At 70.0% G+C, this 22,643-nt stretch carries 17 protein-coding genes; 6 read left to right on the top strand and 11 right to left on the bottom strand.

Features of this window, described 5'->3' with window-relative positions:
- Positions 1 to 531: 531 nt before the first annotated feature.
- The 8 genes from EAT51_RS12785 to EAT51_RS12750 form a co-directional block, all read right to left on the bottom strand.
- Positions 532 to 1,995 (bottom strand): ABC transporter permease/substrate-binding protein, encoded by a 1,464-nt coding sequence (locus tag EAT51_RS12785; RefSeq protein WP_130520885.1) that lies wholly within the window; start codon positions 1,993 to 1,995, stop codon positions 532 to 534.
- An 11-nt stretch (positions 1,996 to 2,006) separates the two neighbouring features.
- Entirely contained in the window at positions 2,007 to 2,750 is a 744-nt protein-coding gene (locus EAT51_RS12780; RefSeq protein WP_205953625.1) for an ATP-binding cassette domain-containing protein, read from the bottom strand.
- 45 nt (positions 2,751 to 2,795) lie between these two features.
- The gene (locus EAT51_RS12775; RefSeq protein WP_130520781.1) at positions 2,796 to 3,941 is read right to left on the bottom strand and encodes an acyltransferase family protein; all 1,146 of its coding nucleotides are present in this window, start codon (positions 3,939 to 3,941) and stop codon (positions 2,796 to 2,798) included.
- Entirely contained in the window at positions 3,938 to 5,209 is a 1,272-nt protein-coding gene (locus EAT51_RS12770; RefSeq protein ID WP_425478239.1) for a lytic murein transglycosylase, read from the bottom strand. Before EAT51_RS12770 ends, EAT51_RS12775 begins: the two co-directional genes overlap by 4 nt.
- A gap of 367 nt (positions 5,210 to 5,576) precedes the next feature.
- The gene (locus tag EAT51_RS12765; protein ID WP_130520779.1) at positions 5,577 to 6,173 is read right to left on the bottom strand and encodes a DUF938 domain-containing protein; all 597 of its coding nucleotides are present in this window, start codon (positions 6,171 to 6,173) and stop codon (positions 5,577 to 5,579) included.
- Positions 6,174 to 6,185: 12 nt separating this feature from the next.
- Positions 6,186 to 7,685 (bottom strand): ATP-binding protein, encoded by a 1,500-nt coding sequence (locus EAT51_RS12760; RefSeq protein ID WP_130520777.1) that lies wholly within the window; start codon positions 7,683 to 7,685, stop codon positions 6,186 to 6,188.
- A gap of 5 nt (positions 7,686 to 7,690) precedes the next feature.
- Positions 7,691 to 8,134, bottom strand: a complete 444-nt coding sequence (locus tag EAT51_RS12755) for a response regulator (RefSeq protein WP_130520775.1) — start codon at positions 8,132 to 8,134, stop codon at positions 7,691 to 7,693.
- The gene (locus EAT51_RS12750; RefSeq protein ID WP_130520773.1) at positions 8,131 to 9,963 is read right to left on the bottom strand and encodes a sensor histidine kinase; all 1,833 of its coding nucleotides are present in this window, start codon (positions 9,961 to 9,963) and stop codon (positions 8,131 to 8,133) included. Before EAT51_RS12750 ends, EAT51_RS12755 begins: the two co-directional genes overlap by 4 nt.
- Positions 9,964 to 10,272: 309 nt before the next feature.
- On the opposite strand from EAT51_RS12750, the gene EAT51_RS12745 reads away from it, so the two are divergent.
- The 6 genes from EAT51_RS12745 to EAT51_RS12720 all read left to right on the top strand — a co-directional run bounded on the left by EAT51_RS12745 (position 10,273) and on the right by EAT51_RS12720 (position 17,231).
- Complete coding sequence (locus EAT51_RS12745) at positions 10,273 to 11,880, top strand: OpgD/OpgG family glucan biosynthesis protein (protein ID WP_130520771.1); 1,608 nt, start codon at positions 10,273 to 10,275, stop codon at positions 11,878 to 11,880.
- Between the two features lie 323 nt (positions 11,881 to 12,203).
- Entirely contained in the window at positions 12,204 to 13,388 is a 1,185-nt protein-coding gene (locus EAT51_RS12740; RefSeq protein WP_205953624.1) for a glycosyltransferase family protein, read from the top strand.
- A gap of 127 nt (positions 13,389 to 13,515) precedes the next feature.
- Positions 13,516 to 14,289, top strand: coding sequence for a glucose-1-phosphate cytidylyltransferase (gene rfbF / locus EAT51_RS12735; protein ID WP_130520769.1), 774 nt, complete (start codon positions 13,516 to 13,518; stop codon positions 14,287 to 14,289).
- Positions 14,290 to 14,295: 6 nt separating this feature from the next.
- Complete coding sequence (locus EAT51_RS12730; protein WP_130520767.1) at positions 14,296 to 15,342, top strand: NAD-dependent epimerase/dehydratase family protein; 1,047 nt, start codon at positions 14,296 to 14,298, stop codon at positions 15,340 to 15,342.
- The gene (rfbC, locus tag EAT51_RS12725) at positions 15,339 to 15,902 is read left to right on the top strand and encodes a dTDP-4-dehydrorhamnose 3,5-epimerase (protein WP_130520765.1); all 564 of its coding nucleotides are present in this window, start codon (positions 15,339 to 15,341) and stop codon (positions 15,900 to 15,902) included. The genes EAT51_RS12730 and rfbC overlap by 4 nt, the downstream gene beginning before the upstream one ends.
- 24 nt (positions 15,903 to 15,926) lie before the next feature.
- Complete coding sequence (locus EAT51_RS12720; RefSeq protein WP_130520763.1) at positions 15,927 to 17,231, top strand: NAD(P)H-dependent oxidoreductase; 1,305 nt, start codon at positions 15,927 to 15,929, stop codon at positions 17,229 to 17,231.
- A gap of 216 nt (positions 17,232 to 17,447) precedes the next feature.
- Here EAT51_RS12720 and EAT51_RS12715 read toward each other — a convergent pair whose 3' ends face one another.
- From EAT51_RS12715 to EAT51_RS12705, 3 genes are all read right to left on the bottom strand, one after another.
- Positions 17,448 to 17,894: a universal stress protein gene (locus tag EAT51_RS12715; RefSeq protein WP_130520761.1), complete on the bottom strand. Its 447-nt coding sequence runs from the start codon at positions 17,892 to 17,894 to the stop codon at positions 17,448 to 17,450.
- 638 nt (positions 17,895 to 18,532) lie between these two features.
- Entirely contained in the window at positions 18,533 to 20,743 is a 2,211-nt protein-coding gene (uvrD, locus tag EAT51_RS12710) for a DNA helicase II (protein WP_130561715.1), read from the bottom strand.
- A 394-nt stretch (positions 20,744 to 21,137) separates the two neighbouring features.
- A complete protein-coding gene (locus EAT51_RS12705) occupies positions 21,138 to 22,643 on the bottom strand; it encodes a tryptophan halogenase family protein (protein ID WP_130520757.1) in 1,506 nt (501 codons plus the stop codon).

Below are 22,643 nucleotides of genomic sequence, written 5' to 3'. Positions count from 1 at the left end.
CGCGAGGAGCGCAGGGGACCGATGCGAAGCATCGGCGTGCGTCCCGGCGAGAAGCGGTTTTGCTTCCTTTTGACAAGACAAAAGGAAGTCGCGCCGCAGGCGCGAAAGCTTTGCACTTGGCGCGCCGCAGGCGCGTTGCTTTCGTCGTACAAGTTCCGGCGTCAGTTCCTGACAAGTCTTGATTTAAATTTGCAAGCAAAACTTGAGTGCCATGCAGGTGCTTCTTAAAAGCAAAGCTTTCGCACGGCTTCGCCGCGCGAGCTACTTTTGTCTTGTCAAAAGTAGCCAAAACCGCTTCTCGCCGGGACGCGAGCCGCCGCTGCGCGGCGGTCCCCTGCGCTTCTCGGAAGTCAGGGCACGGCGCCCAAACTCGCTTCGCTCAAACAGGGCGCCTCTTCGGCCCTGACTTCCTGCGATGCTCGGCTCGCTTTACGGCTCAGACGGGTAAAGCAACAGCAAAGACAAGAGCAACAGCACCGCAACGGCAACGGCAACGGCAACGGCAACGGCAACGGCAACGGCAACGGCAGGTTATGCCCGCGCTGCGAGCCTCAGGCCCTTGGGCGTCATGGCCCGCTCGAAGAGCTCGAACCCCCCCTGCACCAGCAAGGCCAGCCCCGCCGCCGGCACCGCCCCTTCCAGAATCATCCCCAGATTGTCCAGCCGGATCCCGGTCAGGATCGGCTGACCATAGCCGCCGGCGCCGATCAGGGCCCCCAGCGTCGCCGTGCCGACATTGATCACCGCGGCGGTCTTCACCCCCGCCAGGATCGTGCGCAGCGCCAGCGGCAGCTCCACCCGCCACAGGCGCGTGCGCGGCGGCAGGCCCAGGGCCGCGGCGGTCTCGCGCAGGTCGCGCGGGATGCCGGTCAGGCCGGCGTGCGTGTTGCGCACGATCGGCAGCAGCGAATACAGGAACAGCGCCGCGATCGCCGGCTTCGCGCCGATGCCGAACAGCGGAATCATGAAGACGAACACCGCCAGCGACGGCAGCGTCTGCAGCACGCCGGTCAGCGACAGCACGACCTGGCCCAGGCGCGGGCGGCGCGCGGCCAGCACGCCCAGCGGCAGCGCGACCAGCAGCGCGCAGCCGAGCGAGACGCCGACCAGGGCCAGGTGTTCGCCGGTGCGCTGGGCGATGCGCGCGGCGCGGCCGCTGCCCTGCGGCGCATCGACGCCCACGAAGGTCGCCGCCACCTGCGCCTCGCCGCGATGCTCCAGCTTGACCTGCGCGTTGAGCCGGCGCATGTCCGCCACGTCGATGCGTCCCTCTAGCGAGCGCAGCACCTGCACAAAGGCTGGCGCGCTGCGCTCCAGCGCCAGCCGATACAGGAACACCGCCTGGTAATCGGGGAAGTAGTGCCGGTCGTCGTCCAGCACCACCAGGTCGTAATACGGAATCTCCGCATCGGTGCTGTACAGGTCGGTCACATCGATGGCCCCGCTCTGCAGCGCGCGATAGGCCAGGTCGTGGTCCAAGCCATTGGCCTGCTGCGGCAGCCCGTAGGCGGCGCGCACGCCGGGCCAGCCGTCGGCGCGCTGCAGGAACTCGTTGCTCAGGCCCAGCCTGAGTTCAGGATGCCGCGCCAGATCGCCCAGCGTGCGGATGCCCAGCGCCTGGGCGCGCGCCTTGCGCATGCCCAGGGCATAGGTGTTCTGGAAGCCGAGCGAGCGGGTCATGCCCAACCCCTGCCGCGCCAGGGCGGCGACCAGCTGCGCCTCGGTGGCGTCGGGCTGCTGCAGCAGTTCCTGGCGCAGCGTGCCGGTGTATTCGGCATAGGCATCGATGTCGCCCTCCTGCAGCGCGCGCCAGAGGATGCGCGTGCCGCCGAGCTGGCGCTTGTGCGCCACCTCCACGCCGTCCTTGCGCGCCTGCGCCACGGCGATCTCGGCCAGGATCACACCTTCGGTGAAGTTCTTCGAGCCGACGGTGACCTGCCTGGCCATCGCCGGGGACAGCAGACACAGCAGCACGCAGACCAGCCAGGCGCGCATCGCCGCCCGCCTCATGCGGCATTCTCCAGCGTGCGCTGGGCGGTCATGAAGCGGGTGACGAAGTCTTCGGCCGGGTCGTCCAGCAGGGCCCGGGCGCTGCCCTGCTGGACGATGCGCCCGGCCCGCATCAGCACCAGGGTGTCGGCCAGGTAGGCCGCCTCGGCCACGTCGTGGGTCACCAGCACCACGGTCTTGCCCAGCTGCGCGATCAGGGCGCGTATCTGGGTCTGCAGCTCGTGGCGCACGATGGGGTCGAGCGCGCCGAGCGGCTCGTCCAGCAGCAGCACCGGCGGATCGAGCATCAGCGCGCGCACCAGCCCCATGCGCTGGCGCTGGCCGCCGGAGAGTTCGGCCGGATAGCGCGCCAGCAGCGCAGGCGGCAGCTGGCAGACCTCGGCCAGCTCGGCCAGGCGCGCCTCGATGCGCTCACGCGGCCAGCCCAGCGCGCGCGCCAGCAGCGCGGCGTTGTCGCGCGCGCTCAGATGCGGGAACAGGCCGCCTTCCTGGATCACGTAGCCGATGCGCCGGCGCTGCGCCAGCAGCGTCTTGCGCTGCAGCGGCGCGCCCTCGAAGCGCACCTGACCGCTGTCGGGCCATTCCAGCCCGATCAGCATGCGCAGCACGCTGGACTTGCCTGCGCCGCTGGGCCCGATCAGGGCGGTGGTGCGACCCTGTTGGATCTCGAGGTCGACGTCATCGAGCGCGACGGCCTGGCCGTAGCGGCGCGTGACCCGCTGCAGGGAAAAGATCGCCATGGCCCGATGCTGGCATACCGCGCTGGGCCATGTCGCGAAGGGCGCTCAGGCCGCCGCGGCGGCATCGGCGGCGGGCGCGGGCGGCGCACGCAGCCAGCGCCGCTTGAGCCAGCGCTCGGCCGGCAGCGTCCACAGCCGCGCGAACGCCCAGGCCAGCAGCCAGCACAGCGGCAGCAGCGCCAGATACCACCACGCGCCCAGACGCACCTGGCCGCCACTGGCGCGATACAGCCCGACCAGCGCGAACACGACGAACATGTGCGTCAGATAGAGCTCGTAGCTGAGCCGGCCCCAGGCACGCAGCCACGCCAGCGCGCGCAGCGGCGCACGGGCCGGCATCGCATGCAGGCCAACCAGCAGCGCGCCCGCGCCGCCGACCAACACCAGCATGGCGCCGTTGCCCAACGAGCGCCACAGCTCGCCGCCGTACAGCAGCACCGCCGCCAGCGCGACCACCCCAAGCACGCGCAGGCCGCGCGCGGTCGAGGCCGGCACCGGCCAACGGGTCACCGCCAGGGCCGCCAGCACGCGGACGGCGATGGCGGAAAAGCCCGGCAGGTAGGCCTTCTCCTGCCAGATCTCGTTATCGGCGATCGCCGCGCGGGTCAGCGGCAGCGACAGCGCCAGCAGCAACAGGGCCGGCACCAGCAGCGCGCGCCGGCGCAGCAGCAGACACACCAGCGGGAAGGCGAGATAGAACGCCTCCTCGATCGACAGCGACCACAGCACGTCCCAGCCGCCGGGCAGCCAGCCGGTGCGGCCCTCGTACCAGTTCAGCTGCAGGCTCAGCGCCGACCACAGCGCGCCGCCCAGCGACTGGCCGGGCTTGTCGATCACGAAGTTCGGCACGCCCAAGCCATGCATGAGCGCCAGCACCGCCAGGAGCAGCAGCAGCGCGGGCAGGATGCGGGCCGCGCGCCGCGCATAGAACGCGCGCAGGTCGATGCGCGCCAGCGACGACCAGCGCTGCACGGCATGCAGCGTGATCAGGAAGCCGGAAATGACGAAGAACACGAACACCGCCTCGTAGCCGTTGTAGCTCAGCGCGCGCAGCAGGCGCAGCGGCAGCCAGTCGGCCAGCGCGGTGTCGCGCAGCGGGATGCGCAGCGCCAAGTGGTGCACGACCACCAGCAGGATCGACACGCCGCGCAGCGTGTCGATGCCGGGATTGCGCTGCGCCGGCGCGGTCAAGGCGCGCCCGGCGTGGAGGCCGGCAGCAGCACCGGCGGCCCGGCCGCGCGCAGGGCCTGCAGGATCTTCCGACCGGCGCGGCCATCGACCGGCGCCAGGCCCAGGGCCTGCTGTTCGCTGGCGATGGCGCGGCGGGTCTGCGCGCCGACCAGGCCATCGGGCGTGCCGAGGTCATGGCCACGCGCGAGCAGCAGCAGCTGCAATTCTTTGCGCCGCGCGCGGTCCAGCGGCGGATCGTCGGTGGGCCAGGAGGCGATCAGCGGGCCGCCGCCGCGCAGGCGGTCGGACAGCAGCGCGATGGCCAGCGCATAGCTCTCGGCGGCGTTGTAGCTGTAGATCGCATCGAAGTTGCGGAACACCAGGAACGCCGGCCCGGCCACGCCGGCCGGCAGCAGCAGCGCGGCCGGCGTGTCGTCGGCCGCGATCGCACCGCCGTCGGCGCGGGTGATGCCCGCGGCGACCCACTCGCGCACCGGGCGCTTGGCCTTGCGCCCCGCGCGGGACGCGTCCCAGCCCGCCGGCACGCGCACCTCGAAGCCCCAGGGCTGGCCGGTCTGCCAGCCGGCGCGCTTGAGATAGTTGGCGGTGGACGCCAGCGCGTCGGGCACGCTGTGGACCAGATCGCGGCGCCCGTCGCCATCGCCGTCCACCGCGATGCGCTGGTAGGTGCTGGGCATGAACTGGGTCTGCCCGAACGCGCCGGCCCACGAGCCGGTCAGGCCGTCGGGGGTCAGGTCGCCCGACTGCAGCAGCGCCAGGGTCGCCAGCAGTTCGCCGCGGAAGAACTCCTGCCGCCGGCCGAAGCACGCCAGCGTGGACAGCGACACCAGCAGCGGCCGCTTGCCCTGCACCCGGCCGTAGTCGCTCTCCACGCCCCAGACCGCCACCACCGTGGCCGCATCCACGCCGCTGTCCTGCGCCACGCGCGCCAGCACCTCGGCGTGCTGGGCGCGCATCGCCTGGCCATCGGCGACGCGCTGGGCGTCGACCAGCGGCGCCAGGTAGTCCCAGATCGGCGTGGAGAACTCGGGCTGACTGTCCAGCAGCGGCAGCACGCTCATGTCCGGCACCACCCCGGCCATGAAACGATCGAACGCGGCAGGCGCGATCCCCGCGGCGCCCGCTCGCGTGCGCGCCATGCAGCTGGCGTAGGTGGCGCGATCGGCGTCGCTGGGGGCTCCCGCATCGATGGCCGGCTGCTGCGCCTGCGCCGCCCACGCCATCGAGGCCATCGAGGCCATCAGGATTTCCGCCAGGTTGCGTCGCATGCATCCACTCCCGCGCTGCCATTGCCAGCGTCGATTGTAAGCAGCGGGCCGCTGCCGGGGCTTGGGCTGCGACGTTGCTCAATGCGCCGTGCCGACGGAGGTCTGCGGGCGAAACGCCGCACCAAGCGCAAAGGCACTGGATTCCCGCCTTCGCGGGAATGGCGACCTGAAGCATCCGCTGCGCTGCTGTTGCTGCTGTTGCTTTGGCTCTGGCTTCCAGGCCCCTCCCCTTTCGCGCAGCGAAGGGGGAGGCTGGGAGGGGGTGCTTTTGCTTTTGACGTTCCCGGCAAGAGCACCCCTCCCCCTCAGTCGCCAGCCGCGACTTCGAGCTCCCCCTGGCCCACGGCCAAAGGGAGGAAGCGAAGCGCTACCCCCGCCGCCACACCAGCAAGCGATTGTTCGCCGGCATCGCATGATCGGCCTCCAGCCGCAGGCCGATGCCGCGCGCCAGCGCATCGACCGCCTCGAGATCGCGGATCCCGCTGACCGGATAGCGCGCCTTCAGCCACTGGTCGAACTGCGCATTGCTGTCGCTGGTGAAGGCACCGCCGTAGTTGAACGGCCCGTAGACCGCCAGGACGCCGCCCTCCTCCAGCACACCGGCAAGCCCGTCGAAGCACGCCTGCAACTGCGGCCAGCCCATGATGTGCAGCGTATTGGCGGTGAACACCGCATCGAAGGGCTGCGCCGGCCACGGCCCGCGCGCCACGTCCAGCGCCAGCGGCGGCAGGGTGTTGGGCAGCGCGGCCTCGTCCAGCCACGCGGCGATGCCGGGCAGGTGTTCGGCGCGCTCGCTGGTCTGCCAGCACAGCTGCGGCAGCGCGGCGGCGAAATGCACCGCGTGCTGGCCGGTGCCGCTGCCGATCTCCAGCACGCGGCGAGTCCGGGCCAGCAGCGGGCGCAGCACGGCCAGGATCGGATCGCGATTGCGCGCGCACGACGGCGCGAACGGCTTGTCCACCATGGGCCGGCCGGCTCAGCCCTCGGCGGGCTGCAGCGCCTCGGCCACGGCGTGGAAGAGCCGGCCCATTTCCAGCGGCTTGTCGAGGAACTGCGCGCGCAGGCCCGCCGGCAGTTCGGAGCGGTCGAACGGGCGCGCCGGATCCTGCAGCAGCAGCACCAGGCCGCGATAGCCGCGCTGGACCAGCGCCTGCACCAGCGCGGTGGCCGGCAGCAGCACGAAGTCGCTGTCGATGATGAACAGCTCGGGCATGCCGTCGACCACGGCCGCGCGCAGCGCGTAGGCGCCGTCTGGCGCGGTGGCCGGCGCGTAGCCCTGGCTTTCCAGCGCGTTGCGCAGCAGCGACTGGCGCGTGCTGTCGCCGTCGACCAGCAGGATGCGCTGGCCCTGGCCCGGGGCCGGCACGCTGGACTGCGGTGCGGCGCCGCCGGTGACCGGCAGCACCACCGCGAAGGTCGTGCCCACGCCCGGCGTGCTGTCCACCTCGATGCGGCCCTGGTACTGCTCGACGATGCGCAGGCAGGACATCAGCCCCAGGCCCGTGCCCTCGGACTTGGTGGTGAAGAACGGGGTGAACAGCTGGCTGCGCGTCTTGGCGTCCATGCCGACGCCCTGATCGGCCACGCGGATGCATACGCCCTCCTCGACCGGCCGCGCCGACAGGGTCAGCGTACCGCCAGTGGGCATGGCCTGGATCGCGTTGAGGCACAGGTTGATCAGCACCTGCTGCAGCTCGACGTAGTTGGCGTCGATCTGCACCGGGGTGGCCGGCGGTTGCAGGTCCAGGCGCACGTTGTCCGGCAGGGTGCCCTGCAGCAGCACCTGCACGGCCTGGAACAACTCGCCCACCGACACGTCCTCGCGCGCCTTGCGCGCGCCGCGGACGAAGGACAGCATCGACTCGGCCATCTCGTGGCCGCGCCGGCCGGACTCGGCGATCACCTGGCCCAGCTTGTGGATCTTGGGGTTGTCGCTGTGGATGGCCAGCAGGTCCGGCACGATCAGCAGCGGCTGCAGGATGTTGCGCAGGTCGTGGCTCAGGCCCGCGGCCAGCATCGCCATCGAATCCAGCCGCTGCGAGCGCAGCAGCTCCTTCTCCACGCGCGCGCGTTCGTGCTCGCTACGCGCCTCGCGGATCGCGCGCGCGGCCGCCGACGGCAGGCGCGCGGTCTTGTCCTTGAGGATGTAGTCGGCCGCGCCCTCGCGCAGCGCCTGCACCGCGGTCTCCTCGCCCATGGTGCCGGAGACGAAGATGAAGGGAATCGGCGGCTGATGGCCGCGCACCAGCTGCAGCGCCTGATGCCCGGAGAAGCCCGGCATGCTCAGGTCCGACAGCACCAGGTCCGGCTTGAACGTGACCAGCGCGCGCGCGAGCTCGGCCTCGGTATCGACCCGCTCGAACTCGGCTTCCAGCCCCGCGTCCACCAGCTGCATGGACGTCAGCTCGGCGTCCTCCGGCGAATCCTCCACCAGGAGGATGCGCACCGGGCCGATCGGGGCGGCGCTCAGCGGCATGCCGCTCAGGCCTGACCCGGGGCTTCGTTGAACACGGCCCAGAACGTGCCCAGCGTCTTGACCGCGGTGAAGAACTGGTCGATGTCCACCGGCTTGACCACATAGGCGTTGGCGCCCAGGTCCCAGCTGCGCACCAGGTCGCTTTCCTCGCGCGAGGACGACAGGATGACCACCGGCAGCGACTTGAGCGCCTCGTCATCGCGGATCGCGCGCAGCACTTCCAGCCCGTCCATGCGCGGCATCTTGATGTCCAGCAGCAGCACCGCCGGCAGCCCTTCCGGGCGCTCGGCATAGGCGCCGCGGCGCAGCAGGTAGTCCAGCGCCTCCACGCCGTCCTCCACGTGCACGATGGGGTTTGCCAGGTTGGCCTCGCGCAGCGCGTCGATCGCCATCTCGGCGTCGGCGATGCTGTCTTCGGCCAGCAGGATGGTGCGGATCGGGGTACTCATGAGAGGAACTCTGCAGGGGTGGGCCCGCGCGGGACGAACGCGTCGTCCGGCGAGCTGGGGATGATGAAGTGGAACGTGGCGCCCTGGTCGGGCTCGGCCTCCGCCCAGACGCGGCCGCCATGGCGCGTCACGACGCGGCGCACGCTGGCCAGGCCAATGCCCGTGCCGGCGTACTCGCTGGATTTGTGCAGCCGCTGGAACACGCCGAACAGCTTGCCGGCGTAGGCCATGTCGAAACCGGCGCCATTATCGCGCACCCAGAAGTGATGCTCGCCATCGCCCTCCAGCCGGTAGCCGACCTGGATCTGGGCGACCTCGCGCTTGCCGCTGTACTTGACCGCGTTGCCCAGCAGGTTCTGCCAGACCTGGCGCAGCATGTTCTCGTCGCCCACCAGGATCGGCAGCGGGTCGATGTTCCAGTCCACGCGCAGCGGCAGAGCGTGCTTGTCCGCGCTGACCTGCGCATCGAGCATCGAGCGCGTCTCGGCCACCAGCGACTGCATGTCCACCGCCTGCAGGCGCAGCACGACCCGGCCCAGGCGCGAGTACACCAGCAGGTCGTCGATCAGCGCCGACATGCGCCGCGCCGAGTCGCCGATCACCTGCAGGTAGTGGCGGCTGCGCTCGTCGGTGTCCTCGCCCAGGTGGCGGGCCAGCTTGTCGGCGAAGCCGGACACGTGGCGCAGCGGCGCGCGCAGGTCGTGCGAGACCGAGTAGCTGAAGGCCTCCAGCTCGCGGTTGACGTCCGAGACCTGCTCGATCTTGCCTTCCAGCTGGCGGTTGAGGTCGATGATGCGCTGCTGGCTGGTCTTCTGCGTGGTCACGTCGCTCAAAGTCATCAGCACCGCGTCGTCGCCGCCGTCGGGCAGGGCCATGCGCCGGGCGTTGAGCAGCAGGGTGCGCTGCACGCTGCCACGGGTCAGCTGCTGGACCTCGTAGTCCCACAGCTCGCGCCCGCGCGCCAGCACGTCGGCCAGGCGTTGGCGCACCACATCGTCGTCCCAGGCGTCGCTGAGCTCGTCCAGGCGCGGATGGCGCTCGGCCAGGTCTTCCTCGTCGATGGCGTAGAGCTCGGCGAAGGCCGCGTTGTGCAGCAGCACGCGCTGGTCGCGGTCCAGCACCACGATCGGCTCGCGCACGGTCTGCAGCACGCTGGCCGCGCGCGCGTCGGCGCGCGAGGAGGCCTGTTCGGCCGACAGCCGCTGGCCCATCTGCCGGGCCAGCAGCCAGATGATCAGCACCAGCAGCAGCAGCTGCAGCACCATCGCGCCCAGACCCAGCCAGCGCACCTGTTCGCGCCGGGCCTGGAAGTCGCGCTCGCGCTGAGCCTTCATGCGCTGCTCGTCCTGCAGCAGTTCCTGCAGAACCGGATGGGCCGGCAGGTCGCTGGCCAGCAGCCGCAGAATCTGGGCGCGGCGCGGGTCCACGCTGCCCGGCAGCTCGGTCGCCAGCGCAATGCGCCGGGTCGCAATCTCGCGCAGGCGTCCCACCCGCACCTGGGTGTCGGCGTTGTCCTTGGTCAGCGCCTGCAGTTGGTCGAGCATGCGCTCGAGCACCGCCGGGGAGGCCTTCAGGCGCTCGCGTGGAATCTTGGCGTCCACGCCCATGGCCAGCAGCAGGCTGCACTCCTCGGCCTCGCGCAGCTCCACCGTCAGCGCATTGACCTGCGCCTCGACCTGATGGGTGTGCGTGACCCACGCCGCCGCGTTGAGCGTGGACGTGAACAGCTGCTGCAGCAGCAGGGTCGGCAGGATGACGATGAGCAGGACGATCAGCGTCAGCAGAGGCAGACGCCAATCCAGCCACTGCGACCGAAAGGACACGGACATGGGTCTATGGTGAGGGTGACGGGAAGCCCGGATCTTCACCCGGACTCTACGAAAGTTAATGCGACAGCATCCGCTTGCTTCCCGTCCGTCGCGCGCCGCCCCCTCCCAGCTGTGGACTGCGACCCGACACGCGAAACGCGTGCTTGTGGAGCACGCAACAAGTGGACCGTTTGAGATGTAAAGAATCCGTGAAAACGTGTGAAGATGAATAGGCCAGACAGCCAACGGCCGCTTTGTCAGCAGACCGCCAACGCCACAACGCTTAGCATCTACCCGACTCCTTCTCTCTCCGGCCCTGCCCCCGCCTGCATGATCCGACGTCAATTCCTCACCCGCGCCGCCGGGACCCTGGCCGCCCTGGGCCTGCCCCCCTCGCTGCTGGCCTCGCAGGCCGCCCTGGCCGCGCCCGGCAAGTCCAACCTGGTGTTCGGCCCGGCCCAGCCCTTCGACTACGCCAGCCTGAAGGGCCAGGCGCGGGCGCTGGCCAGCGCGCCGTACAAGCCGCATGGCGGCCCGCTGCCGGCGGCACTGGACGGGATCAGCTGGGACCACTACCAGGCCATCCGCTACCGCAAGGACCATGCGCTGTGGACCGGCCAGGACGATGCCTTCCTGGCCCAGTTCTTCCACATGGGCCTGTACTTCAAGCGGCCGGTGACCATGCACGAGGTCGCCGACGGCCAGGCGCGCGAGATCAAGTACAACGCGGGCATGTTCGACTACGGCGACAGCGGCCTGGCCAAGGTCAAGCTGCCGGACACGCTGGGCTTCGCGGGCTTTCGCCTCAACACCAAGGACGATCCGAACCGCGACTTCGCCGCCTTCCTGGGCGCCAGCTACTTCCGCGCGGTCGGCAAGGAGGGCCAGTACGGCCAGTCCGCGCGCGGCCTGGCCATCGACACGGGCATGGGCAAGCCGGAGGAGTTCCCGGACTTCGTCGCCTATTACCTGGAACGGCCGGCCAAGGGCTCCAATACGCTGGTGGTCTACGGCCTGCTGGATTCGCCCAGCGTGGCCGGCGCCTACCGCTTCGCGCTGACCCCGGGCGAGCCGCTGCTGATGGACATCGACTGCGCGCTCTACCCGCGCACCAGCATCGAGCGCCTGGGCCTGGCGCCGTGCACCAGCATGTACCAGACCGGCGAGAACGACCGCCGCATGGCCTGGGACTGGCGCCCGGAGATCCACGACACCGACGGCCTGGCCCTGCACACCGGCAGCGGCGAGTGGATCTGGCGCCCGCTGACCAACCCGCCGCAGCTGCGCTTCAACGCCTTCGCCGACAACGATCCCAAGGGCTTCGGCCTGCTCCAGCGCGATCGCGACTTCGACCACTACCAGGACGATGGCGTGTTCTACGAGAAGCGCCCGTGCCTGTGGATCGAGCCCAAGGGCGGCTGGGGCGCCGGCTCGGTGCAGCTGGTGGAGATCCCCACCGTCGATGAGACCTTCGACAACATCGTGGCGTTCTGGAACCCCAAGGAGAAGCCGCAGGCCGGCCAGGAGCTGCTGTACGGCTACAAGCTGTTCTGGGGCTCGGCCGCGCCCTCGCAGCCGCCGCAGGCGCATTGCGTGGCCACCCGCACCGGCCTGGGCGGCGTGGTGGGGCAGAAGCGCAGCAAGTGGTCGCAGCGCTTCGCCGTGGACTTCGTCGGCGGCAAGCTGGCCGCGCTGGAGGCGGCCAACGCCAAGGTCGACCCGGCGCTGGAGATCCACGGCGGCACGCTGGAGACGGTGTCGTGCCGGCCGCTGCGCGAGCTGCACGGCTACCGGGTGATGTTCGACGTGGTGCCGGAGAAGGAAGACAGCAGCCAGATCGATCTGCGCCTGTACCTCAAGGACGCCACCGGCTCCTTGAGCGAGACCTGGCTGTACCAGTTCAGCCCGCCGCCGGCGGCCGAGCGCAAGATCTACTGAGCCGCGGGCGGCGAACCGCCTGCCATTGAAGCGCGGGACGCGCGATGCGCCCCGCTGTCCTGTCCGCGCGCGCGACTGCGTTAACCGCAGTAAGCCACCGAAAGATGCCAGTGCAGCGGCATCGGGGGGGACACGACCTGGGGCGCGCGCGGGAGGCGCGCCGGGTCGCGACCGGTGGGCTGAATGCGGTGCCGTGCCGGTCCATCGTGGCCGCGCGTTCCTCAAAGGTCCGGTCCGCCCTGCGCCGCTGCGCACGGGCGGACGCCTGCAGGAAGGCGCGAGGCGATGCGTCAGGTTTCCCCACACTTGACGAAGGAATGCCCATGGCCGACCGATCGGTCCTGCTGTCGAGCAATTACAACGCCTGGCCCGAGCCGTTCAACGGCCAGGCCTACGCCTTCCTCAACGTGATCGCCCAGGTCGAGAACGCCGACCTGCTGATCCCGTCCGCCGCGCCGCATACGGCCGGGCGCGGGGTCAATCCCAGCGTGGGCTATCTGTGGAACGAGCTGCGCCACCGGGTGATGTCGCAGGCCTGGCGCCGGCTGGGCCGGCCGGGTCTGTCCAACGCCGGCCAGACGCAGGTCGGCCGCGACTACGACGTGTTCGTGTTCGTGTGCCAGTTCCCGCCCGAGCTGACCACGCTGGCGCGGATCAAGGGCTGGCGCGAGCGCTGCGGCAAGGCGTACTGCTACCTGCTCGAGGGCTGGCCCGAGCGTTTCCCGCACCAGGCGCAGGAGCTGCGCATGCTCGACGCGTTCGATCATGTGTTCGTGCTCAACGCCGAGAGCATTCCGGCGCTGCGCCAGTACACCTCCACGCCGATCTCCTTCCTGCCCAGCGCCTGCGACACGCTGCTGTCCTGTCCCTATCCCGAGGCGCCGCCGCGCAGCATCGACGTGCTCTCCATGGGCCGGCGCATGCCCGAGCTGCACACCAAGCTCAGCGCGCTGGCCGCGCACGACGGCAACTTCTTCTACGTGCACGACGTGCTCAAGGCCGGCGCGGTCACCGACTGGGCCGAACACCGCGCCCAGTCGGCGGCGATGATCAAGCGCGCCAAGTACTTCATCGCCTACGATTTCACCGTGGACACCACCGGCGTGTTCAAGGGCGTGCGCAAGAACGCGCTGGCCACGCGCTACTTCGAGGGCACCGCCGGCGGGGCGATCGTGCTGGGCTCGCGCCAGCACTGCCTGGAGTTCGACGATCACTTCGACTGGCCCGATGCGGTGATCGAGCTGCCGCCCGGCACGCCGGACGTGGGCGCGTTCCTGGCCGACTTGGGCAGCCAGAGCGCGCGCCTGGAGCAGGCGCGCGCGACCAATGTCAGCCAGGCCCTGCGCCGCCACGACTGGGCCCATCGCTGGGGCCAGCTGCTGGATGTGGCCGGCCTTCCCCGCAGTCCGCGTCTTCAACAACGGATCGAGCGACTGGCCCGCATGGCCGGCATGGTCGATGTCGCGCATGGCACGCCGCTGGTGCGTCGCCGCGACGTCACCGTCTGATCGGGCAGTCCCCCTTGCGCGTTGCGGTCAGGGCCGCCCGTCGTGCCGTGCTTTGGCCGGCGCGGCCAGGACGCGCGAGCCACGACGTTTTCGCAGGAGACCAAGACGTGACCCGGAAGGAGCAGCAATGAAGGCAGTCATCCTGGCCGGTGGCCTGGGCACCCGCATCTCCGAGGAGACCTCCGTGCGGCCCAAGCCGATGGTGGAGATCGGCGGCAGGCCGGTGCTGTGGCACATCATGAAGATGTACAGCCACCACGGCATCAACGACTTCATCGTCTGCCTGGGCTACCGCGGCGAGGTCATCAAGGACTTCTTCATCAATTACCACCTGATGGGCTCGGACATCACCTGCGACCTGGCCAGCAACACCACCACCCTGCACGACAGCCGCGCCGAGCCCTGGCGCGTGACCCTGGTGGACACCGGCGCGGACACCATGACCGGCGGCCGCCTCAAGCGCGTGATGCCTTACCTGAAGGACGAAGAGGCCTTCTGCCTGACCTATGGCGACGGCGTGTCCGACGTGGACATCGGCGCGGGCATCGCCCTGCACCGGCGCGAGGGCCGGCTGGCGACGGTGACCGCGGTGCAGCCGCCCGGCCGCTTCGGCGCGCTGCGGGTGGAGAGCGATGCGGTCACCGGCTTCCGCGAGAAGCCCGCCGACGGCGACGGGCTGATCAACGGCGGCTTCTTCGTGCTCTCGCCCAAGGTCGCCGACTTCATCGAGGGCGACGACACGGTGTGGGAGAGCGCGCCGCTGGAAGGCCTGGTCGAGCAGGGCCAGCTGAGCGTGTACAAGCACGAAGGCTTCTGGCAGCCGATGGACACCCTGCGCGACAAGAACTACCTCAACGATCTCTGGAACCACAACAAGGCGCCCTGGCGCGTCTGGGAGTAAGCAACGATGCGCATCCTGATCACCGGCAACATGGGCTACATCGGGCCGGTCCTGGCCACGCACCTGCGCCAGCGCTTCCCGCAGGCCTGGCTGGTCGGCGTGGACCGCGGCTGGTTCGCCCATTGCCTGTCGGACAAGCGCGGCCTGCCCGAAGTGGTGCTGGACGAACAATGGTTCCGCGACGTGCGCGACCTGACCGCGCGGGAGCTGGCCGGCTTCGATGCGGTGGTGCACCTGGCCGCGGTGTCCAACGATGCGATGGGCAAGCGCTTCGAGCAGGTCACCGACCAGATCAACTGCAAGGCCAGCCTGTCGGTGGCCCGCGCGGCGGCCGAGGCGGGCGTGAAGCATTTCGTGTTCGCCTCCAGCTGCAGCGTCTACGGCGCCGCCGCCGACGGCACGCCGCGCTCGGAATCCAGCGCCGTGGCGCCGCTGACCGCCTACGCCCACTCCAAGATCGACACCGAGACCGGGCTGGCGGCCCTGGACACGGACATGACCGTCACCGCCCTGCGCTTCGCCACCGCCTGCGGCGCCTCGCCGCGCCTGCGCCTGGACCTGGTGCTGAACGACTTCGTCGCCGGCGCGGTGGCCAGCGGCAAGGTCGACGTGCTCTCCGACGGCACACCGTGGCGTCCGCTGATCCACGTGCGCGACATGGCGCGCGCGATCGAATGGGCGATCCAGCGCCCGGCCGCGCAGGGCGGACGCTACCTGTTCGTCAACGCCGGCTCGGAGCGCTGGAACGTGCAGGTGCGCGACCTGGCCCGTGCCGTGGGCGCGGCCATCCCCACCGCCGAGGTCTCCATCTCGACCAACGCGCCGGCGGACAACCGCTCCTACCGCGTGGACTTCTCGCTGTTCGAGCGGCTGGCGCCGGACCACCAGCCGATCGAGACGCTGGAAGGCACCATCGCCGAGCTGCGCGACGAGCTGCAGCGCACCGCCTTCTCCGACCGCAACTTCCGCCAGAGCGGCTTCATCCGCCTGCGCATCCTGGAAGGGCTGGTCGACAGCGGCGTGCTGGCGCCCGATCTGCGGGCGGCGGCATGAAGTTCCACAGCACGCCGTTGCACGGCGCCTATGTGATCGAGCCGGAGCAGCGCGGCGACGCGCGCGGCTGGTTCGCGCGGGTGTTCTGCGAGAAGGAAATGGCCGCGGCGGGGCTGGTGGACCGCTTCGTCCAGGTCAACAACTCCTACAACGCGCAGGCCGGCACGCTGCGCGGCATGCACTACCAGCTGCCGCCGGCCGCCGAGGTCAAGATCGTGCGCTGCGTGCGCGGCGCGCTGTGGGACTGCATCGTCGACCTGCGGCCGGATTCGCCCACGTACCTGAAGTGGCACGGGGTGGAACTGACGGCGGAGAACCGGCTGGCCTACTACGTGCCGCGCGGCTTCGCCCATGGCTTCGTCACGCTGGAACCGGACACCGAGGCCTTTTACCTGGCCAGCGCGTTCTACGAGCCCAGCGCCGAACGTGGGCTGCGCTGGAACGACCCGACCTTCGACATCCAGTGGCCGGCGCCGGGCCGGATCGTCTCGGACAAGGATGCGGCCTGGCCGGACTTCGACCCCACCTATCACGGCGTCGATCGGCTGATCGGCTACTGAGCCACGCTTCAAGGAGTTTCCCCCATGGTCATCGATCGACTGCTGCAGGCGCGACAGGCCGCCGGCACCCCCATCCGCGTCGGGCTGTACGGCGCCGGCTTCATGGCCAAGGGCATCGTCAACCAGATCGTGCATTCGGTGCCGGGCATGGTGCTGTCGGTGATCTGCAACCGCAACGTGGACAAGGCGCTGGCCGCCTTCGCCCTGGCCGGCGTGCAGGCGCGCGTGGTCGAGACCGGCCGCGCGCTGGCCGACGCCATCACCAGCGGCGTGCCCGCGGTCACCCACGACCCGGCGCTGCTGTACGAGTGCGACCTGCTCGACTGCCTGGTCGATGCGACCGGCGCGGTGGAGTACGGCGCGCACATCTCGCTGGCCGCCATCTCCCACGGCCGCGACATGGTCACGATGAACGCCGAGCTGGACGGCACCGTCGGCCCGCTGCTCAAGCGCAAGGCGGATGCGGCCGGCGTGATCTTCACCGCCTGCGACGGCGACCAGCCCGGCGTGCAGATGAACCTGTTCCGCTTCGTCAAGTCCATCGGGCTGACGCCGCTGATGTGCGGCAACATCAAGGGCCTGCAGGACCCGTACCGCACGCCGACCACGCAGGCCGGCTTCGCCGCCAAGTGGGGCCAGGACCCGTACATGGTCACCAGCTTCGCCGACGGCACCAAGATCAGCTTCGAGCAGGCCATCGTCGCCAACGGCACCGGCATGTCGATCCTGCAGCGCGGCATGACCGGCTACGACCACCGCGGCCACGTGGACGAGCTGACCAGGAAATACGACATCGACGCGCTCAAGGCCGTCGGCGGCGCGGTCGACTACGTGGTCGGCGCGCTGCCCAGCCCGGGCGTGTACGTGCTGGCCAGCCACGACGATCCCAAGCAGCAGCACTACCTCAACCTCTACAAGCTGGGCGAGGGTCCGCTGTACAGCTTCTACACGCCGTACCACCTGTGCCATTTCGAGGTGCCGCTGTCGGTGGCGCGCGTGGTGCTGCTGCGCGATGCGGTGCTGCAGCCGCTGGGCGGCCCGCTGGTCGAGGTGGTCGCTACCGCCAAGCGCGACCTGGCCGCCGGCGAGACGATCGACGCGCTGGGCGGCTACCTGACCTATGGCCAGTGCGAGCGCGCCGACGTCACCGCGCGCGACGCGCTGCTGCCGATGGGCGTGGCCGAGGGCTGCGTGCTCCGGCACGACGTGGCCAAGGACCAGGTGCTGACCTATGCCGATGTGGAGCTGCCGCAGGGGCGCTTGATCGATCAGCTGCGAGTCGAGCAGGCTGCGCTGTTCGAGACTGCTGGGCAGGCCGCGACGGTCTGAGTGGCGTCAGGATCGCCGGATCCGCGTGTGCGGCGTGTTGCGGTGCCGATGTGGACGCAGTAGATGAGGTCTGAGGCGATCTGGGCGGACGTCCATGGATCCCCGCTTTCGCGGGGATGACGAAGACAACCACACACGTCCGCGTCATCTCGAAGTCGTCACTCCCGCGAAAGCGGGAGTCCATGGACGTCAGCCGCAGTCGCAAGCGTTGGCCGATCAGCGCACCACCAGCACCGGCACGGTGCTGCGGGTCAGGACCTCGGCGGTCTGGCTGCCCAGCAGCACGCGGGTCACGCCACGGCGGCCGTGCGAGGCCATCACCACCAGGTCATTGCCGCGTTCGGCCAGCGTCTCCAGGATGCCGTCGGCGGCATACCGGTCCAGCACATGGATCGGCTCGGCCTCCACGTCCATCGCCTCGGCCCGGTCCAGCGCCGGCTGCAGGATGGCGTTGGCGGCCTGCTCCCGCTCGGCCCGGTATTCGGGACCGGATTCATAACCCACCACCCAGCCCTGCGCATCGACCATGCCGCCGGCCCACGGCTCGGACACGGTCAGGATGTCGACCCTGGCGCCCAGCCGCGCCGCCAGCCCCAGGCCCTGGTCCAGGCCACGCAGGGAAAGCTCGGAACCATCGATGGCAATCAGAATGCGTCGGTACATGGGACCCTCCACGCGCTGCGGTGATGTCCCATTCAAGCGCGATCGCCCCCTCCCCGCCTTGATCGCGATCAAAGCCCCGCAAAAACCCCGTCGCCCCAGCCGCAGCCGCCAGCGCGATGCACAGGCGCTACCGCCTTACCCCGCCTAGACCCGCCCCCGCACCAGCACCAGCACTAGCTCTGGCTCTCGCTCTGCCTTTGCCTTTGCCTCTCAGACCGCCCCGTAAGGCACGGCGGAGGGGCGAGGACAAGACCCGCAGGGCGCCGCACATGGATGTGCGGCGTTTTCCGAGGGGACAGGATGTCCCCTTGGAAAATCCCTCGTCCCGCAGCGGACCTGCGCGCAGCGCAGGCGTGCCGCCCGGGGTGTGTTTCTTTTGCCTACTTTTCTTTGCACAAGCAAAGAAAAGTAGGTCGGGCGGCGAAGCCGCACGAAAGCCTTTGATTCAAGAACTATCGCGCGCCAACAGGATCAGAGCAGAAACCCACTAAGAGCCGCTGACAAACCTACCGTTCCCGCGAAGAAGAGAACCCAGAGCCTTCGACCTTGCCGCGCGCAAGTCGCTGGATTCCCGCATGCGCGGGAGCGACGGTAGAGGATTCGTCGGCGGCTCTAAACCGCCAAGCAAGCCCAACGCCTCAAGCCGGCGACAGATTCGCGTAGGCCAACACCAACCACTTGGCCCCCTCGTCGAACTGCACCTGCACCCGCGCATGCGCGCCCGCCCCCTCATAGTCGATGACCACCCCTGCCCCGAACTTCGGATGCGACACATTGGCGCCCAGCCTGAGCGCCGGCACCTCCAGCGCCGCATGCCCGCCCGCACCCCGCATCGCCCCCAGCGAAGCCGGCCGCGACACCTGCACCTTGGGCCGCACCTCGTTGAGCAGCTCGCGCGGGATCTCGCGCAGGAAGCGCGAGGGCACGTTGTAGTTGTCCATGCCGTGGATGCGGCGCGACTCGGCGTAGGCCAGCACCAGTTTCTGCCGCGCGCGGGTGATGCCGACGTAGGCCAGGCGCCGCTCCTCCTCCAGCTTGCCCGGCTCCTCGACCGAACGCGCGCTGGGGAACAGTCCGTCCTCCAGCCCGACCAGGAACACCAGCGGGAACTCCAGCCCCTTGGCCGAATGCAGCGTCATCAGCTGCACCCCGTCCTCGCCGGCCTGGGCCTGGCCCTCGCCCGCCTCCAGCGCCGCGTAGGACAGGAACGCCACCAGCTCGTCCATGCTCTGCGCCGCATCGGGCGTGTCGTCCAGCTCCAGCGGATTGACCTCGGCGCGGGCGAAGCGCGAGGCCACCGAGACCAGTTCGTCCAGGTTCTCGGTGCGCGACTCGGCGTCCAGCCCGCCCTTGTTCTCGCGCGCCCAGTGCTCGCGCAGCGCCGAGCGCGCCAGCACGTGGTCGATCTTGTCCTTCAGGTCCAGCGCGGCGGTTTCCTCGCCCAGCGCCTGGATCAGCTGCACGAACGCGGCCAGCGCGTTGCGCGCGCGCCCGGCCAAGTCGCCGCCCTGCGCGGCCTGGCGCGCGGCGTCCCACAGCGACAGCGACGCGCCGCGGGCCACGCGCCGCACCTCGTCCAGGGTGCGCTCGCCGATGCCGCGCGGCGGCGTGTTGACCGCGCGTTCGAACGCGGCGTCGTCGGCGCGGTTGGCGACCAGACGCAGGTAGGCCAGCGCGTCCTTGACCTCGGCGCGCTCGAAGAAGCGCATGCCGCCGTAGACGCGGTACGGCACCTGTTCGGCCAGCAGGGCCTCTTCCAGCGCGCGCGACTGGGCGTTGCTGCGGTAGAGCACGGCCACCTCGCCATAGCTGCCGCCCTCGCGCACCCACTGACGCGCGCGCTCGACCACGTAGCGCGCCTCGTCGACCTCGTTGTAGGCCGCGTAGAGATCGATCGGATCGCCCTGGCCGGCATCGGTCCACAGCTGCTTGCCGATGCGGTCGGGGTTGTGCGCGATCACCGCATTGGCCGCGCCCAGGATGTTGGCGGTGGAGCGGTAGTTCTGTTCCAGGCGGATGGTCTGGGCGCCGGGGAAGTCGGTGAGGAAGCGCTGCACGTTCTCCACCTTGGCCCCGCGCCAGCCGTAGATGGCCTGGTCGTCGTCGCCGACCACGAACACCTGCCCGCTGTCGCCGGCCAGCAGGCGGATGAAGCCGTACTGGATGGCGTTGGTGTCCTGGAACTCGTCCACCAGCAGCTGGCCGAAGCGGCGCCGGTAATGCGCCAGCAGCGCCGGGGTGTCGCGCAGCAGTTCGTGCGCGCGCAGCAGCAGCTCGGCGAAATCCACCAGCCCGGCGCGGTCGCAACGCGCCTGGTACTCGGTATAGGCGGCGACCATGGCGCTGAGCCATTCGTCGCGGCCCTCGGGCTGGATGTGCTGGGGGCGACGGCCCTCGTCCTTCTGCTGGTTGATCCACCAGGCGATCTGGCGCGGCGGGTACTTGCCCTCGTCCAGCTCCAGCGCCTGGGCCACGCGCTTGACCAGACGCTGCTGGTCGTCGGAGTCCAGCACCTGGAAGCCTTCGGGCAGCCGCGCTTCGTTGAAGTGCAGGCGCAGCAGGCGGTGGGCCAGGCCGTGGAAGGTGCCGATCCACATGCCGCGGCTGCCGTTGCGCAACTGCGCATCGGTGCGATGGCGCATCTCGGCGGCGGCTTTGTTGGTGAAGGTCACCGCCAGGATGCCGTGGGTGGGCACGCCCAGGACCTCGTTCAGCCAGGCAATGCGGTGGGTAAGCACCCGCGTCTTGCCCGAGCCGGCGCCGGCCAGCACCAGGTAATGCCCCGAAGGGGCGGACACGGCCTCGCGCTGGGCCGGATTGAGATCGTCGAGCAGGTGGGAGACATCCATTGCCCGCCCATTCTACCGGGGCCGTCCTCAGGCCTTGAGAAAACAGAACTTCCCCTGTGGGAGCCGCCATGGCGGCGAGGGGCTTTGCCGGGAAAGCCTCATCGCCGGCATACCGGCTCCCCCCTGTAGAGCGGAGCTCGCTCCGCTGGGGCGTTCTCCGCGAGCCGAACGAAGAGCAGCGGAGCAAGCTCCGCTCTACAGGCAGGTCGCTGCGAGATTTGAGGAGACAGCTGCTCCCACACCAGCGGGCGCACCGTCCGCTTCCAGAAGGCGGAAATTCCCCGGTGGGAGCCGCCATGGCGGCGAGGGGCCTTACCGGGAAAGCCTCATCGCCGGCATGCCGGCTCCCACCGAGCGCGCCGTCGCGCTGGCAGAGGCGTTGAAGGCCGCCGGCTCAGGCCATCGCGGGGCGCGGCTGGGCGCAGTAGCTGCGCAGGTAGTCGGCGTGGGTCGGCAGGCGGGCCACGGTCTGTTCGACCTGCTGGTGGATGCCGTCCAGGAAGCGCGCCAGCTCGGCGTCGTCCATCAGGTCGGCGACCGGGTGGTACTGCGCAGGCGCGATGCCCTGGCCCAGCATCACCTGGATCCAGGAGTTCTCGGCGAACAGCTCGTTGGGCACATGGAACACGCGGCCGGTCTGGGCGAACAGGTCGATCCGGTGCCGCAGCGTGGCCGGGATGTCCATCTGCGCGCAGGCCTGCCAGAACGGCGTGTCGCGGCGTCGGGTCACGTGGTAATGCAGGATGACGAAGTCGCGGATGTGGACCATCTCGGCCTCGGTCTGCGCGTTGTATTCGTCGATGTCCACCTGGCGGATCACATGCGGGAAGGACTGCAGCAGCCGGGTCAGGTTGCGCGAGACCAGATGGATGTTGGTCGACTCCAGCGGCTCCAGGAAGCCGCTGGCCAGGCCGAGGGCCACGCAGTTGCGCTTCCAGGTGACCTGGCGCTGGCCGGGGGTGAAACGCAGCGGGCGCGGTTCGAACAGCGGCGGGCCTTCCAGGTTGTCCAGCAGCGCCGCGCGCGCGGCCTCCTGGTCCATGAAGCGGCTGGAATAGACGATGCCGTTGCCGACGCGGTGCTGCAGCGGGATGCGCCACTGCCAGCCAGCCGGGCCGGCCATCGAGCGCGTGTACGGCACCGGCGGGGCGACCGATTCGGTCTGCACGGCCAGCGCGCTGTCGGCGAACAGCCAGTGCGACCAGTCCTGGAAGGCGACCCCCAGCGTCTGCCCCAGCAGCAGCGCGCGGAAGCCGGTGCAGTCGATGAACAGGTCGCCCTCCACGCGCGTGCCGTCCTCCATCACCAGCGCGTCGATGTCGCCCTGGACGCTGGTCTGGACGGTGGCGATCCTGCCCTCGATGCGGCGGGCGCCGAATCCTTCGCTGAAGCGGCGCAGGAACCGGCCGTACAGGCCGGCATCGAGATGGAAGGCGTAGTTCATGCCGTTGCGCGCCAGGTGGGCGAAGCGCTGCTCCTGCGCGGCGCGCAGCTCCAGGCAGTAGTCGCCATAGTCGCGCGCCAGCCCGCGCTGGCGGCCCTTCATCCAGAAATGCTGGAAGCCGGCGGTCCAGTGGTCCTTGCCGGTGGTGCCAAAGGAATGGATGTAGTCCTGGCCGGGCTCGCGCCAGCCTTCGAACTGGATGCCGAGTTTGATCGTGGCGCCGGTGGCGGCCATGAACGCCTGCTCGTCGATGTCCAGCAGGCGGTGGAAGGTGACCAGCGTGGGGATGGTGGCCTCGCCCACGCCGACCGTGCCGATCTCCTCGGACTCGACCAGGGTGATGTCCAGCACCTTGCCCAGGGTGCGAGAGAGGGCCGCGGCGGCCATCCAGCCGGCGGTGCCGCCGCCGGCGATGACCACGCGCTTGACCGGGCGGGGCTGCGAACTGTCCGTCAT

The organism is Pseudoxanthomonas winnipegensis, assembly GCF_004283755.1.
GTDB lineage: Bacteria > Pseudomonadota > Gammaproteobacteria > Xanthomonadales > Xanthomonadaceae > Pseudoxanthomonas_A > Pseudoxanthomonas_A winnipegensis.
This window is presented reverse-complemented; position numbering and strand designations above follow the sequence as displayed.

Excerpts from the sequence above, each read along its gene's own strand:
- EAT51_RS12785 (WP_130520885.1), bottom strand. The coding sequence starts at position 1,995 with ATGCGCGCCTGGCTGGTCTGCGTGCTGCTGTGTCTGCTGTCCCCGGCG.
- EAT51_RS12780 (WP_205953625.1), bottom strand. The coding sequence starts at position 2,750 with ATGGCGATCTTTTCCCTGCAGCGGGTCACGCGCCGCTACGGCCAGGCC.
- EAT51_RS12770 (WP_425478239.1), bottom strand. The coding sequence starts at position 5,209 with ATGCGACGCAACCTGGCGGAAATCCTGATGGCCTCGATGGCCTCGATG.
- EAT51_RS12765 (WP_130520779.1), bottom strand. The coding sequence starts at position 6,173 with ATGGTGGACAAGCCGTTCGCGCCGTCGTGCGCGCGCAATCGCGATCCG.
- EAT51_RS12760 (WP_130520777.1), bottom strand. The coding sequence starts at position 7,685 with ATGCCGCTGAGCGCCGCCCCGATCGGCCCGGTGCGCATCCTCCTGGTG.
- EAT51_RS12755 (WP_130520775.1), bottom strand. The coding sequence starts at position 8,134 with ATGAGTACCCCGATCCGCACCATCCTGCTGGCCGAAGACAGCATCGCC.
- EAT51_RS12750 (WP_130520773.1), bottom strand. The coding sequence starts at position 9,963 with ATGTCCGTGTCCTTTCGGTCGCAGTGGCTGGATTGGCGTCTGCCTCTG.
- EAT51_RS12745 (WP_130520771.1), top strand. The coding sequence starts at position 10,273 with ATGATCCGACGTCAATTCCTCACCCGCGCCGCCGGGACCCTGGCCGCC.
- EAT51_RS12740 (WP_205953624.1), top strand. The coding sequence starts at position 12,204 with ATGGCCGACCGATCGGTCCTGCTGTCGAGCAATTACAACGCCTGGCCC.
- rfbF (WP_130520769.1), top strand. The coding sequence starts at position 13,516 with ATGAAGGCAGTCATCCTGGCCGGTGGCCTGGGCACCCGCATCTCCGAG.
- EAT51_RS12730 (WP_130520767.1), top strand. The coding sequence starts at position 14,296 with ATGCGCATCCTGATCACCGGCAACATGGGCTACATCGGGCCGGTCCTG.
- rfbC (WP_130520765.1), top strand. The coding sequence starts at position 15,339 with ATGAAGTTCCACAGCACGCCGTTGCACGGCGCCTATGTGATCGAGCCG.
- EAT51_RS12720 (WP_130520763.1), top strand. The coding sequence starts at position 15,927 with ATGGTCATCGATCGACTGCTGCAGGCGCGACAGGCCGCCGGCACCCCC.
- EAT51_RS12715 (WP_130520761.1), bottom strand. The coding sequence starts at position 17,894 with ATGTACCGACGCATTCTGATTGCCATCGATGGTTCCGAGCTTTCCCTG.
- uvrD (WP_130561715.1), bottom strand. The coding sequence starts at position 20,743 with ATGGATGTCTCCCACCTGCTCGACGATCTCAATCCGGCCCAGCGCGAG.
- EAT51_RS12705 (WP_130520757.1), bottom strand. The coding sequence starts at position 22,643 with ATGACGGACAGTTCGCAGCCCCGCCCGGTCAAGCGCGTGGTCATCGCC.